The following is a 12,510-nucleotide window of genomic DNA, read 5'->3' as shown; positions in this document are numbered from 1 at the left end:
CTGGCCGGTTCGATTTTATGAATGATCACTTCTTACGGCGAACGGATGTGCCTATCGGCACCTTCGCCATGTGAATCCTCCTGGTTTCGGATGCCGCCTGTCGGCAGCGGAACACGCGGGGAATCTGATGCCCGAAAGGCACCACTTTGTCTGAAACCGCAACAACCTTCGCCGCACTCAACGTGCCGGCACCCCTGCTCGCCGTCCTCACGGCGCAGGGAATCAACAGCCCGTTCCCGATCCAGGTCGACACCCTTCCTGACACCCTGAGCGGGCGCGACGTGCTCGGCCGGGGCAAGACCGGCTCCGGCAAGACCCTCGCCTTCTCGATCCCGATGGCGGCTCGCCTCGGCGGCAAACTCGCCGGCGGCAAGCGCCGCCCCGGGCGCCCGGTCGGCCTGATCCTGGCTCCCACCCGTGAACTGGCCACCCAGATCTCTACGGCACTCACCCCGTACGCCGAGGCGTACAACCTGACCACCACCACGATCTTCGGCGGCGTCTCGCAGAACCGCCAGGTAGCCGCGCTCAAGGCCGGCGTCGACATCGTCGTGGCCTGCCCCGGCCGTCTCGAAGACCTCATGAAGCAGGGCTTCGTGTCGCTCGACGCCGTCGAGATCACCGTCCTCGACGAGGCCGACCACATGGCCGACCTGGGCTTCCTGCCCGTCGTCACCCGCATCCTCGACAAGACGCCGGCCAACGGCCAGCGCCTGCTGTTCTCCGCCACGCTCGACAACGGCGTGGACAAGATCGTTCGCCGCTTCCTGCACAACGAGGTCCTGCACTCCGTCGACGAGGCCACCAGCCACGTTTCCGCGATGACCCACCACGTCTTCGAGGTCGAGGGTGTCGACGCCAAGAAGGACCTCGTGCAGAAGCTCGCGTCGGGCACCGGCCGCCGCATTCTCTTCATGCGCACGAAGCACCACGCCAAGAAGCTGGCCAAGCAGCTCACCGACTCCGGCATCCCCTCCGTCGACTTGCACGGCAACCTCTCCCAGGTCGCCCGCGATCGCAACCTGGCTGCGTTCGCCGCCGGGGACGTCAAGGTTCTGGTGGCAACGGATGTCGCCGCCCGCGGCGTTCACGTCGACGACATCGAACTGGTGATCCACGTCGACCCGCCGGCCGAGCACAAGGCGTACCTGCACCGTTCGGGTCGCACCGCCCGCGCCGGCAGCGCCGGTGACGTCGTCACCGTGATGCTCCCCGTGCAGAAGAAGGACACCGAGCAGCTGCTGCGGAAGGCCGCCATCAAGGTGACCCCGCAGCGCGTGACCGCGGACTCCCCCGCCGTGAATGCACTGGTCGGCGAGGTCGCGGCGTACGTGAAGCCGTCACCGCGCCAGGAGCAGCCCGCCCGCGGACAGTCGCAGGGTGGCCGTTCACAGGGCGCCAACGCCCAGCGCAAGCGCACCAACCGCGATGAGCAGGGCGGTCGTGGCGGTTCCGGCCGCGGCGATGACGTGGCCTCGTCCGGCGGCGCCCGCCGTGACCGTTCGGGGCGCCCGGCGGCTACCGGCCGCAGCCACGCCCCGAAGCAGGGCGGCGGCTCCGGCTCCGGTTCGGGTCGCTCCGGCGGCTCCGGTTCCGGTTCGGGTCGCTCCGGCGGCCTGCAGGTCGGCGGGCTCGTCCGTGGCGGCGGCTCGTCCGCCGGTGCTGGCGCACGCCGCGCCGCGCCGCGTCGCGCGCAGGGCTAACTCCGCGGCATCCGTTCGCCGGATCCGTTCGCGGCATCCGCTTCGCTGCATCCGTTCGACGACGGGCCGGCCACTTCGGTGGCCGGCCCGTTGTGCGTTCGGGCGTGGTCGGGTCCGAACGAAGGCTGCGCCGACCGGGGCTTTGTCGCCTCCGCCGCACAGCAGGCCGATTGGCCCAGCCGGCCGTTTGGCCCCCAATTGGCTCCGCGGCGGGCGCCGAAACCGGCCCTCGCGCCCCGTCGGCTCCGGCCCGCGTGCGTAACTCCTGCAATTTGCAAACGGCCGGCGCGCACATCCGCGGAATGACGCGGGTGCCAAATCCACTCGCATTGAAAACTGCAGGAGTTACGCACGGCGGCCTCCGGTCACCCGGCATCAGTGCCGACATCGGCGGTCAAAACAGTGTCCGCGGCTCAGCTAGTCTCGGTGGATGGACACCACAGTTGTTGTTCGGCCCGTCCGTGACGTTGATGCCGAAGCCCTCGGTCGCGTGCACGCCACGTGCTGGCACGAGACCTACGACCACCTGGTCAGCGAAGCCACGCTCGCCAACCTCTCCCCGCGCCGGATGGCCGAGCTGTGGACCCACTGGATGGGCCAGGGCGAGGAATACCGCCAGTATGCGGCGGTCGTGGACGACAAGATCGTAGGATTCTCCGGGTCGGGACCGGCCCGCGACGACGACGCCCCCCGCGAGCGAGAACTACACTTCATCTACCTGCTCCACGAGTTCCACGGCACCGGAATCGGCCAGCAACTGTTCGACGCGGCCTGCGGCGCCGACCCGGCCTACCTGTGGGTCGCGTCCGACAACCCGCGAGCACATCGCTTCTACCAGCGCAACGGCTTCGCACCCGACGGCAGCGAGCACACCGAGCCGTTCCTCGGCGAGGAGATCCACGAGGTGCGGCTCGTTCGCTGACGCGCCCCTGCTCGGCGAACCTGCACTTGTTGGGTTTATGCGACCGTCTTAGACCCAACAAGTGCGTTCTCGCGCGCCACAAGTGCGTTCTCGCGGGCCACAAGTGCGTTCTCGCGCGCCACAAGTGGGGTTCGCGTGACAGATAGGCTGAGCGGATGACCCCGCTCCCCGTCATCCTCGACGTCGACACCGGCGTCGACGACGCCCTCGCCATCCTGTTCGCCGTCGCCCACCCCGACATCGAGGTGCTCGGCATCAGCTGCGTCGCCGGCAACGCCTCGCTCGAGCGCGTGGTCGAGAACACGCTCCGCATCCTCGACGTGGCAAATGCCCCCGACATCCCCGTCGCCGCCGGCGCCCGCCGCCCCCTGATCGAGCCTGCCCGCGCCGCATCTCATGTGCACGGCGAAGGCGGCCTCGGCACCCTCCGCCTGCCGCCCAGCAGCCGCGAAGCCCTGCCGATCAGCTCGATCGAGCTCATGCGCCGCCTGATCAGCGAGAGCGACAGGCCCGTGACGATGGTCGCCCTCGCCCCGCAGACCAACCTCGCGCTCCTCCTGCGCCAGTACCCCGACATCGCCGGCAACATCGAGCGCATCGTCTTCATGGGCGGCTCGGCAAGCGTCGGCAACGCCACGGCGGTCGCCGAGTTCAACGTCTGGCACGACCCCGAGGCCGCCGCGATCGTGCTCGACTCTGGCGTGCCCACGTTCATGTACGGGCTGGACGTGTTCAACCAGGTCGGGATCGACGAAGGCATCGCATCCGCTCTGCTGACCCATGAAACGGATGCCGGCCGCGCGGTGGGCGCGCTGCTCACGAACCGCATCGCGCTCGGCTCCGACAAGAGCGCCGAATATACCGGCCTGATCGGCGACGCCGGGGCGGTGTGCGCGCTCGTCGACCCGGGCGCGCTCCGCACGGAGGTGCGGCCGGTGCGGGTGCAGCTCTCGGGCTTCGGGCGCGGGCAGACCCTGGTCGACCTCCGCCGCTGGCCAGGCGAAGACGTGGTGCACGGCCTGGCCGATGAGTGGGAGATGGTCGAGGTGGCCCTCAACGTCGACGCGCCGCGCTACGCGCGCCTGTTCCTGGAGACGCTCGGTCTCGCCTGAGCCGGCTCCCGGGCGTTCGCGAGCCTGCACTTGTTGGGTTTAAGCGAGCGTTTTAGACCCAACAAGTGCAGGTTCGCGGGACGGGCGGGGGATTAGCGGAGTTGGCCGACGGATGCCAGCGCCGTGCGCAGCAACGCGCCGCGGCCGCCCTCCATCTCCGCGGAAACGGCGTCGGAGGCCGCTTCCTTGGGCGTCATCCAGGTCAGTTCGAGGGCGTCCTGCCGCGGGTCGCAGGTGCCGGTGACCGGCACCACGTAAGCGAGCGAGACCGCGTGCTGGCGGTCATCCGTGAAGGCGGTCAACCCGGGCAGCGGAAAGTATTCGGCCACCGAGAACGGCACCGGGCTCGCGGGCAGCTGCGGGAACGCCATCGGCCCGAGGTCCTTCTCGAGGTGACGGAAGAGCGCGTCGCGCAGCGTCTCCCCGTACAGCACCCGGCCGGAGACGAGGGTGCGGGTCATCTCACCGGTGGAGGTCGCGCGCAGCAGCACGCCGACCTCGACCACCTGCCCGAGCCCGTCGGTGCGCACCGGGACCGCCTCGACATAGAGCAGCGGCAGCCTCCGGCGCACCTGGGCCAGCTCCAGGTCGGTGAGCCAGCCGGGGTTCGGGTTCGGCGGCGGTGCGTCGTCGGGCCCGTGGATCCACTCGGGGTCGGGGTCAGGTGTGCGCACGCTCATGAAGCCATTCTCGCCCACCGTGGCGACCAATGCCCGACAGGAGCCCATATTCGGCGGAAAGCCAATCGGTGGAAGGATTGACGAAACGGTGCCTCCCGGCGTCGGGACGAGCAGGCAGGGCGGCGATGGACGACAGCGAACGCATCGAACAGATCGACACGGATGCCGTGCTCTGGTCGGCAGGCGAGCAAGACCGACGCGGTCGGCCGCTCCTGCTGATCCTCCACGGTTTCGGAGCGCACGAGGGCGACCTGTTCGCGCTGGCGCCCTACCTGCCGCTGGAGCCGGCGATCGCCTCCCTGCGCGCCCCGCTGGTACTCGGCAACGGCTGGGGATGGTTCCCGATCGGCGACGAGGACGCATCATCACGGCCGGATGACGAGTGGATCGAGGCCCTGGATGCGGCGACCCGGGGCGTGCTCGGCTGGCTCGAGGCCCTGCCGGAACAACCGGCATCCGTCGGTCTGCTCGGCTTCTCGCAGGGCGGCACCATGGCCCTGCAGCTGATGCGGCACGCGCCGGAACGGTTCGACTTCGCCGTACAGCTGTCTGGATTCGTGTCGCCGGTCGCCCACCCCGGCGACGCCCGCCTCGCCGAACGGAAGCCCCCGGTGTTCTGGGGGCGCGGCACCGCAGACGACGTGATCCCGGCGCGGGCGGTCAACGAGACCCAGGCGTGGCTCCCCGGGCACTCGAACCTGGTCGAGCGCATCTATGAGGGCATGCCGCACAGCGTCGGCCAGGATGAGCTCGACGACGTGGTGAAGTTCCTCCACGAGCGATACGCCCGCTAGGCGGGCCAACTGGTCCAGGCGGCCAGGCGGGCCAGGCGCCAGGGCCGGCAGCGAGTCCCGGCTATTGTCCGCGGTGGGCGGCGCGCTGGGCGGCGCCGCGGGCGGCACGCTCCTTCTTGGCGGCCTTCTCGGCCTTGGCGTCCTTGTCGCGGATCAGTTCCGCGCGCACCTCGGCCTGCGTGGCCCGTTCGGTGACCAGCCAGGCCGGCGGCTTCTGCAGCAAATCCTTGATCTCGGCGGTGGTCAGCGGATCGGTGACGCCGCCGCGAGCCAGGCCAGAAGTCGACACGCCGAGCTTGGCAGCGACGACCTGGCGCGGGTGCGGGCCGTTGGCGCGCAGGTCAGCGAGCCAGGCCGGCGGGTTCTCGGTGAGTTCGGCGAGCTCGCTGCGGGTGACCGTTGAGTTCTGGAACTCCTCGGGCGCAGCCTGCAGCAGAATCCCGAGCTTCTGTGCCGCCGTGGCGGACTTCATGGTCTGGGGCTTCTTCTCCGACATCATCCCTCCAGCGTATAGCCACCGTATAACCTGAGTACACCGCCGGAACGGCGGAACCGACCCACCCGGGAGGATGCCGGTGCCCTTCTCTCTCGGCTTCATCGCCGGCGTCACGCCGACCAAGTGGACCCGCCTCTGGGCCGAACGACGCCCTGAGGTGCCGCTCGAGGTGTTCCCCACCGAGCCCGGCGAACAGACGGCGGTATTGCGCGACGGCCGGGCCACCGTCAGCCTGGTCAGGCTCCCGATCGACGACGACGGCCTCAGCGTCATCCCGCTCTACCGCGAGATCCCGGTCGTCGTGGTCGCCGCGGACCACGAGATCGCCGGGCTGCCCGACGACGCGGTCGTGCCGCTGTCCGGCCTGGCCGACGAGCACCTCATGCAGGATCCCGACGACGTGCCGGAGTGGCGCGACCTCTCGACCGAGGTGCAGGACGGCACCCGTCGACCGCTGCCGACGATGCGGGACCTCGACGATGTGATGGAGCAGATCGCGGCCGGTGTCGGCATCGCCATCCTGCCGCACTCGCTGGCCCGCCTGCACAGCAGGAAGGATGTCGCATCGCGGCCGGTCGACGGCGTCGCCGAGACCCAGATCGCGCTGGCCTGGCTCAAAGCAGAGACGACGGATGACGTCGAAGAGTTCGTGGGGATCGTGCGCGGCCGCCGCGCCGGCAGCTCGCGGGCTGCCACCGTTGTGGTGCGGGGCGAACCCGAGAAGAAGGTCAAGAAGACGGCGAAGGCCAAGGAGGCGGCGAAGCTCGCCCGCGAGGCGGCGGCGAAGTCGAAGCCGCAGCAGGCCCGCAAGAAACCGACGGCACCCGGCCGCACCCGCACCGCCGCGCCGCCGAAGGGCAAGCGCCGCGGCAGCCGCTGACCCGGCGCGGCGCGCCGCACTGCGGGCTTCCGTGAGGGGCAGGTTTCTCCGAGTGCGCGCCGCGCCCGCCACTCGGTTTTGTTGGCCCCTCACGGCGGGGGCTACACCTCCTGCAGCACCGAGAGGATGTTGCCGGCGGGGTCGGTGAACCAGGCGATCGAGGGGCCCCTGTCGCCTCCCCCGCGGGCGATTCCTTTCTTGTCCTGTATGAAGCCCTCATAGCGCAGGAATTCGACGCCCCTGGCGGCCAGCTGGTCGACCGTCGCGTCGATGTCCGAGGTGTTGAAGTTGAGGATCGTGAACACCGCCGGCTGGTGATCCGGCTTCGGGTACACCATCACCCGGGTGCCGCCCGGCAGGGTGAGGCCGAGCATGCCCATCCCCGGTTCGTTCACCTCGAGCCCGAGCGTCTCGGCGTAGAACTGCCGCGCCGCGTCGACGTCAGGAACGGCAAACCCGCTGAATCCCTCGGTGATGCCCAGGGCGTTGGTGGTCATGCGCTTCTCCTCATTCGGTTGTGACGATCTGGTTCTGGTTCAGCCCGGTCATCTCGAACTGATCGACCGGTATTTGCGGATGCTCAGCGGTACGAAGAGCACCAGCATCACGGAGACGCCGATGAGCACTGTGATCACCGGATGCTGCATGGTCCAGACGTCGGGTACCGGTGCGGTACCGACATTGCCGAAGAGCTCCCGCGCCGCCTGCACCAGCGAGGACACCGGGTTCCACTCCGCGAAGATCCGCAGCGGGGTGGGAAGGGTGTCGCTCGGCACAAATGCGTTCGAGACGAACGTGATCGGGAACAGGATGATGAATGAGGCGTTGTTGATCACCTCGGGGCTCTTCACGCTCATCCCGAGCAGGGCCATCACCCAGCTGAACGAGTAGCTGAACAGCAGCAGCAGGGCGACGCCGGCGAAGAACTCCGGCACCGACGAGTTGACCCGCCAGCCGACGGCCAAACCGGTCAGCATCATGATCGACATCGAAATGGTATTCAGCACCAGGTCGCTGTTGGTCCGACCGATCAGCACCGCCGACGCGTTCATGGGCAGGCTGCGGAACCGGTCGATGATGCCTTCCTTCAGGTCCTGTGCCATCGCGGCGCCGGAAAAGGTCGAACCGAAGACGACTGTCTGCGCGAAGATCCCGGCCATCAGGAACTGGGTGTAGTCGGTGCCCTGCACCTGGATCGCCCCGCCATACACCTGGCTGAACAAGAGCACGAACATGATCGGCTGGATCACGGCGAACACCAGCATGTCGGGCGAACGCTTGATCTTGATCAGATTGCGTTTGGTGACGGTCCAGCCGTCCGAGTACCAGAGTGCGAGGGGGTTGGTCGTCGGCAACGTGGCGACGGCGGTCATCGGGCCACCTCCAACTCCGCGTCATCCGTCTTCTTGCCGCGCTTCGCGCCGGAGTCGTCGTCGGGTCGCTCGGCTTCAGCATGGTGGCCGGTCAACTGGAGGAAGACGTCGTCCAGCGTCGGCCTCCGCATGCCCGCGTCGTGCAGTTCGATACGGCCCTCACCGAGGTCGCTGAGCACATTCTGCAACGCCAGGGGCCCGTCGGTCACGGCGACCTCGATCGTTCGGCCGTCGTCGTCGAGGCTCGGCTCACCCGACCCATACCGGGCGAGGACCTGCTGTGCGCGGGGGGCGTCGGCCGCGTCCACCAGCGCGACGACCACGCGGTGACCGCCGATCTGCGCCTTCAGCTCGTCTGATGTTCCCTCCGCGATGACCCGGCCTTCGTCGATGACCGCGATGTCATCGGCCAATTGGTCGGCCTCTTCGAGGTACTGGGTGGTGAGGAGCACCGTTGTGCCCCCGGCGACCAGATTCTTGATCACCTCCCACAGGGCGAGCCGGCTGCGCGGGTCAAGCCCGGTGGTCGGCTCGTCGAGGAAGAGCACCTTGGGGTTGATCACGAGCGCGCCGGCGAGGTCGATGCGGCGTCTCATCCCGCCCGAAAAACCTTTCACCGGCCGGTTGCCGGCCGCGGTGAGCTCGAACAGGTCGATGAGTTCCTGCGCGCGACGCCGGGACACCCTGCCGCCGAGGTGGTACAACCGGCCGACCATTTCGAGGTTCTCAAAGCCGGTGAGGTTCTCATCGACCGCCGCGTACTGGCCGGAGACGCCGATGATGCGCCGCACCGCCTTGGGGTCGCGCACGACGTTGACGCCGTCGACGATCGCGGTGCCGGCATCGGGCCTGATCAGGGTGGTGAGGATCTTGACCACGGTGGTCTTGCCGGCGCCGTTGGGCCCGAGCAGGGCTTTGACGGTTCCACGCGGCACGGACAGGTCGAGCCCGGCAAGTGCGTGCACCGGGCCGCTCTTCGAACGGTACTTCTTGGTCAGGCCGGTGGCCTCAATGATCGACATGCGTTCGTCCTCGACTGGATTTCGATGGATTCCTGAAGCGGCGTTACACTATGTGTACGTTGTCCACATTGCAATAGTCCATGGTACGAGGGAGGTGCGGGGTTTGACAACGATTGATCCGAAATTGCGCGGACGCAAAACGTATCGGCACGGCGACCTGCACCGGGCGCTGATCGAGGCGGGCGTCGAGCTCGCCCGTGAGGGCGGCCCGACCGCCGTGGTCCTGCGTGAGGCGACCCGTCGGGCCGGGGTCTCACCCAACGCCGCCTACCGGCATTTCACCGACCGACAGGCCCTGCTCGATGCGGTCTGCGAGGCGTGCCAGTCGCGGGTCGCCGTTGCGATCGAGGCGGAGCAGGCCGCGTTGACGGATGCCGCCGAGCCGTTGACGACAGCCCGCCGGCGCCTGCGTGCGGTCGGGGTCGGCTACCTGCGCTTCGCGCAGGAGGAACCGGGCCTGTTCCAGACCGCGTTCTCGGCCTCCCCCGACATGGAGGGCGCAGCCCGCGCTGCGCGGGCCGGCAATTCCGGCCTCACGCCGTTCCAGTTGCTGAGCGCCGCGCTCGACGGCCTCGCCGCGGCCGGCGGCCTCCCTGCGGAGCGTCGGCCAGGGGCGGAGTTCCTGGCCTGGTCGGCCGTGCACGGCCTGGCGGTGCTGCTCATCGACGGGCCACTTCGAGCGATTGACGGCCCCCTCCGCGCGGACCTGACCCGCCGCGTGATCGACATGGTCGAGCAGGGCCTGTAGGCATCCGTTCGGGGTTTACTGGGACCATGGACACCGCCACCCAGTCGATGATCGATAACCTCCCGAAGAACACCGGCCGCTCCCTGGACGAGTGGTTCGACGTGCTCGCGGCGACCGGGCTCGACTCGCACACCGCACTGATGAACTATCTGAAGCAGGAGCGGGGGATCAGCCACGGCTTCGCGAACGGCATCGTCCTGCAGTACCGCTCCAGGGCGACAGACCAATCTGCCGACGCCCTGGTCGACACCCAGCTCTCCGGCCCGAAGTCCGGCCTCCGCCCGATCTACGACGCGCTGGTCGAAGCCGCTGTGAGCTTCGGCTCGGACGTCGAGGTCGCGCCGAAAAAGGCGAGCGTCTCCCTGCGGCGGCACAAGCAGTTCGCGCTGATCGAGGCGCCCAGTGCCGGGCGCATCCAGTTGGGGGTCAACCTGCCTGGCCTGTCGCCGACCGATCGCCTGCTCCCGGCCGGCGGGATGTGCAGCCACAAGGTCTCGCTGGCCAGCGTCGACGACATGGACGGCCAGGTGCTCGCCTGGTTGCGTGCCGCGTACGACCGCGCCTAGCTGGGCAGTACGCAGTCACGGCCGCTGTGCGCGGATGCGACTACGCCGGGTCCTGCGGGATCAGGATCCACAGCACAACATAGATCACGATCTGCGGGCCCGGCAGTAGCAGGCTGAGCAGGGCCAGCAGTCGCACGGTCGTCGGCCGCCATCCGAATCGGCGTGCGATTCCCGCACACACTCCCGCGATGACTCGCCCCTGCTTTGGTCTGCTCAGTTCCATGTGTCCAGCCTGCCGCGCCGTCACGGCGAGCGCCATCGGGGAAACCCCCCATTTTTTTCGTTCCGCCTCTTTCGTCGGCCCGAGCTGAGGTACGTATAACGCACGTTCGGATCGCGAACGAAGGTGTCATATACGTACCTCAGCGGAACGAAGCCCGTGGACGCGGTCAAACGGATGCCGGACGCCGCGACCGAACCAGCAGCGCCGCGATTGCCCGCCAGCCGAGCAGGAAGACCGCGAGCACCAGCGTCGCCACGATCACGAAGCTGGCCGCCGTGCCCTGTCCGCTGACCATACGCAGCATCATGCCCACGGCGACGGTGGCGACCCACAGGCCGAGGCCGCTCCAGATCACGCGGCGCGGCGAGCGCCACACCCGGAAGGCCAGCCAGCCGACGAGCAGCCCGACCAGGAATGGCCAGGCCGTGGTGGCGGTGCCGGCCAGGGTGAAGCCCTCGTCGTGACTGCCGCGACCGGCGAGCACGAAGGCCAGCACGAGTGCCACATCAACTAGCAGCGCCAGGGTGACGGATGACGCGCGCGGCTTCACGACGCCTGTTCTCTGCTCGGAAGTCATCCCTCCAGCTTAGGCAGCCACGGAGGGCTGTCGGACGCCCGACGGCTCCTCGACGTCTGACGGCTCTTAGACTTGTCTTCGCATGTCTTCCACTACCGCTCCGCCCACCCCGCGCCGCAATCATTTCGTCGACCTCACGCCGTTGCGACGGAGTCCGGCATTCGCACGCTTGTGGATCGGAAGCAGCGTGGCCGGCATCGGTGGCCAGATGACGATCATGGCCGTGGGACTGCACATTTACCAGCTCACCCACTCCACCTTCGCCGTCGCCATGGTCGGCACGTTCGCGCTGGTGCCGATGGTGCTCGCCGGCCTGTACGGCGGCATGCTTGCCGACGCGTTCGACCGCCGCACGGTCGCCATGGTCGCCGCCGTCCTGGCCTGGGCATCAACCGCGGGGATCGCCCTGATCGCGTGGCTGCACGTGGAGACGGTGTGGCCGCTCTACCTGCTCACCTCGATCAACGCGGTGGCCGCGACCATCATCGGCACCTCCCGGGCCGCGATCGTTCCGCGGCTGCTTCCCCGCGAGCTCCTGGCCGCCGCGTCCGCCCTCAACGGCATCAGCTTCGGCCTCATGGTCACGGTGGGTCCGGCCCTGGCCGGGGTACTGGTCGCCGGGGTCGGCTTCGGCTGGACCTACACGATCGATGTCGTGCTGTTTTCGGCCGCGTTCCTGGGCATCGTCGCACTGCCGCCCATCATCCCGGAGGGCGAACGGCACCGACCTGGGCTTGAGTCGATCCGTACCGGGCTCACGTTCCTCAGGCGGGCCCCGAACATCCGCATGTCATTCATCGTCGACATCGTCGCCATGACCTTCGGACGCCCGCACGCGCTGTTCCCCGCCGTGGGCGCGCTGCTGCTCGGCGGCGGCGCCATCACGGTCGGGGTGCTCACCGCCGCCGGCGCCGTCGGCACCCTGATGAGCAGCGTGTTGTCCGGGAGGCTCGGCGGGGTGCGCCGACAGGGTGCCGCAATCGGGTGGGCGATCGCCGTGTACGGCCTATTCGTGCTCGGCTTCGGCCTCGTGCTCGGCGTCTCAAGCACCGGCTGGTTCGGCCCGGTGAGCTCCGCGGTCGACCACACCAACCTCCCGGCCCTGGTGCTCGCTGCGGTCATGCTCGCTGGAACGGGTGCGGCCGATAACGTGAGCTCGGTCTTCCGCAACACCATGCTGCAGACTGCGGTGCCCGACAACATGCGCGGCCGCCTGCAGGGTATCTTCACCGTCGTCGTCACCGGCGGCCCGCGGATCGGCGACCTCTACGTGGGCGTGGCCGCATCGCTGGCGGCGCTCTGGTTCGCGCCGGTGCTCGGCGGGCTGCTGATCATCACGCTGATCGGACTCCTGCTGCGGTTCCAGTCCGGGTTCCGGCGCTACGACGCCCTCCACCCCACCCCATGAGGGCGC

15 protein-coding genes are annotated in these 12,510 nt (G+C 68.8%); 8 read left to right on the top strand and 7 right to left on the bottom strand.

Annotation, left to right across the window (positions count from 1 at the left end; genetic code table 11):
* Nucleotides 1-146: 146 nt before the first annotated feature.
* The 3 genes from AB4Y94_RS10940 (at nt 147) to AB4Y94_RS10930 (ending at nt 3,737) form a co-directional block, all read left to right on the top strand.
* Nucleotides 147-1,703 (top strand): DEAD/DEAH box helicase, encoded by a 1,557-nt coding sequence (locus tag AB4Y94_RS10940; RefSeq protein WP_441727852.1) that lies wholly within the window; start codon nt 147-149, stop codon nt 1,701-1,703.
* A gap of 430 nt (nt 1,704-2,133) precedes the next feature.
* Nucleotides 2,134-2,625 (top strand): GNAT family N-acetyltransferase, encoded by a 492-nt coding sequence (locus AB4Y94_RS10935; protein WP_441727851.1) that lies wholly within the window; start codon nt 2,134-2,136, stop codon nt 2,623-2,625.
* Nucleotides 2,626-2,780: 155 nt separating this feature from the next.
* Complete coding sequence (locus AB4Y94_RS10930; RefSeq protein ID WP_441727850.1) at nt 2,781-3,737, top strand: nucleoside hydrolase; 957 nt, start codon at nt 2,781-2,783, stop codon at nt 3,735-3,737.
* Nucleotides 3,738-3,829: 92 nt separating this feature from the next.
* On the opposite strand, the gene AB4Y94_RS10925 is transcribed toward AB4Y94_RS10930, so the two are convergent.
* Nucleotides 3,830-4,417: an NUDIX hydrolase family protein gene (locus tag AB4Y94_RS10925; RefSeq protein WP_441727849.1), complete on the bottom strand. Its 588-nt coding sequence runs from the start codon at nt 4,415-4,417 to the stop codon at nt 3,830-3,832.
* Between the two features lie 125 nt (nt 4,418-4,542).
* On the opposite strand from AB4Y94_RS10925, the gene AB4Y94_RS10920 reads away from it, so the two are divergent.
* On the top strand, nt 4,543-5,211 hold the full coding sequence (locus AB4Y94_RS10920; protein ID WP_441727848.1) for an alpha/beta hydrolase: 669 nt from the start codon (nt 4,543-4,545) through the stop codon (nt 5,209-5,211).
* A 61-nt stretch (nt 5,212-5,272) separates the two neighbouring features.
* On the opposite strand, the gene AB4Y94_RS10915 is transcribed toward AB4Y94_RS10920, so the two are convergent.
* Entirely contained in the window at nt 5,273-5,707 is a 435-nt protein-coding gene (locus tag AB4Y94_RS10915) for a DUF5997 family protein (protein WP_441727986.1), read from the bottom strand.
* A gap of 79 nt (nt 5,708-5,786) precedes the next feature.
* On the opposite strand from AB4Y94_RS10915, the gene AB4Y94_RS10910 reads away from it, so the two are divergent.
* Nucleotides 5,787-6,587, top strand: coding sequence for a LysR family substrate-binding domain-containing protein (locus AB4Y94_RS10910; protein WP_441727847.1), 801 nt, complete (start codon nt 5,787-5,789; stop codon nt 6,585-6,587).
* 101 nt (nt 6,588-6,688) lie between these two features.
* Here AB4Y94_RS10910 and AB4Y94_RS10905 read toward each other — a convergent pair whose 3' ends face one another.
* The 3 genes from AB4Y94_RS10905 to AB4Y94_RS10895 are packed head-to-tail and all read right to left on the bottom strand — an operon-like array spanning nt 6,689 to nt 8,982.
* Nucleotides 6,689-7,084 carry a VOC family protein gene (locus tag AB4Y94_RS10905; RefSeq protein WP_441727846.1) on the bottom strand — a complete coding sequence of 132 codons (396 nt, stop codon included), beginning with the start codon at nt 7,082-7,084 and terminating at the stop codon, nt 6,689-6,691.
* 48 nt (nt 7,085-7,132) lie between these two features.
* Entirely contained in the window at nt 7,133-7,960 is an 828-nt protein-coding gene (locus AB4Y94_RS10900; RefSeq protein WP_441727845.1) for an ABC transporter permease, read from the bottom strand.
* Nucleotides 7,957-8,982 (bottom strand): ATP-binding cassette domain-containing protein, encoded by a 1,026-nt coding sequence (locus AB4Y94_RS10895; RefSeq protein ID WP_441727844.1) that lies wholly within the window; start codon nt 8,980-8,982, stop codon nt 7,957-7,959. The genes AB4Y94_RS10900 and AB4Y94_RS10895 overlap by 4 nt, the downstream gene beginning before the upstream one ends.
* 103 nt (nt 8,983-9,085) lie before the next feature.
* Here AB4Y94_RS10895 and AB4Y94_RS10890 point away from each other — a divergent pair, with 103 nt between their 5' ends.
* Together AB4Y94_RS10890 and AB4Y94_RS10885 are read left to right on the top strand one after the other, a co-directional pair.
* A complete protein-coding gene (locus AB4Y94_RS10890) occupies nt 9,086-9,730 on the top strand; it encodes a TetR/AcrR family transcriptional regulator (RefSeq protein WP_441727843.1) in 645 nt (214 codons plus the stop codon).
* A gap of 26 nt (nt 9,731-9,756) precedes the next feature.
* Entirely contained in the window at nt 9,757-10,296 is a 540-nt protein-coding gene (locus tag AB4Y94_RS10885) for a DUF4287 domain-containing protein (protein WP_441727842.1), read from the top strand.
* A 40-nt stretch (nt 10,297-10,336) separates the two neighbouring features.
* Here AB4Y94_RS10885 and AB4Y94_RS10880 read toward each other — a convergent pair whose 3' ends face one another.
* Both AB4Y94_RS10880 and AB4Y94_RS10875 read right to left on the bottom strand, forming a co-directional pair.
* A complete protein-coding gene (locus AB4Y94_RS10880; protein WP_441727841.1) occupies nt 10,337-10,519 on the bottom strand; it encodes a PspC domain-containing protein in 183 nt (60 codons plus the stop codon).
* Nucleotides 10,520-10,685: 166 nt separating this feature from the next.
* Complete coding sequence (locus AB4Y94_RS10875; protein ID WP_441727840.1) at nt 10,686-11,096, bottom strand: DUF3054 domain-containing protein; 411 nt, start codon at nt 11,094-11,096, stop codon at nt 10,686-10,688.
* A gap of 82 nt (nt 11,097-11,178) precedes the next feature.
* Between AB4Y94_RS10875 and AB4Y94_RS10870 the strand changes: the two genes are divergently transcribed.
* Nucleotides 11,179-12,504, top strand: coding sequence for an MFS transporter (locus AB4Y94_RS10870; RefSeq protein ID WP_441727839.1), 1,326 nt, complete (start codon nt 11,179-11,181; stop codon nt 12,502-12,504).
* Nucleotides 12,505-12,510: the final 6 nt, after the last annotated feature.

Origin of the sequence: Glaciibacter sp. 2TAF33 (assembly GCF_052114945.1) — a bacterium.
Lineage (GTDB): Bacteria > Actinomycetota > Actinomycetes > Actinomycetales > Microbacteriaceae > Cryobacterium.
This window is presented reverse-complemented; position numbering and strand designations above follow the sequence as displayed.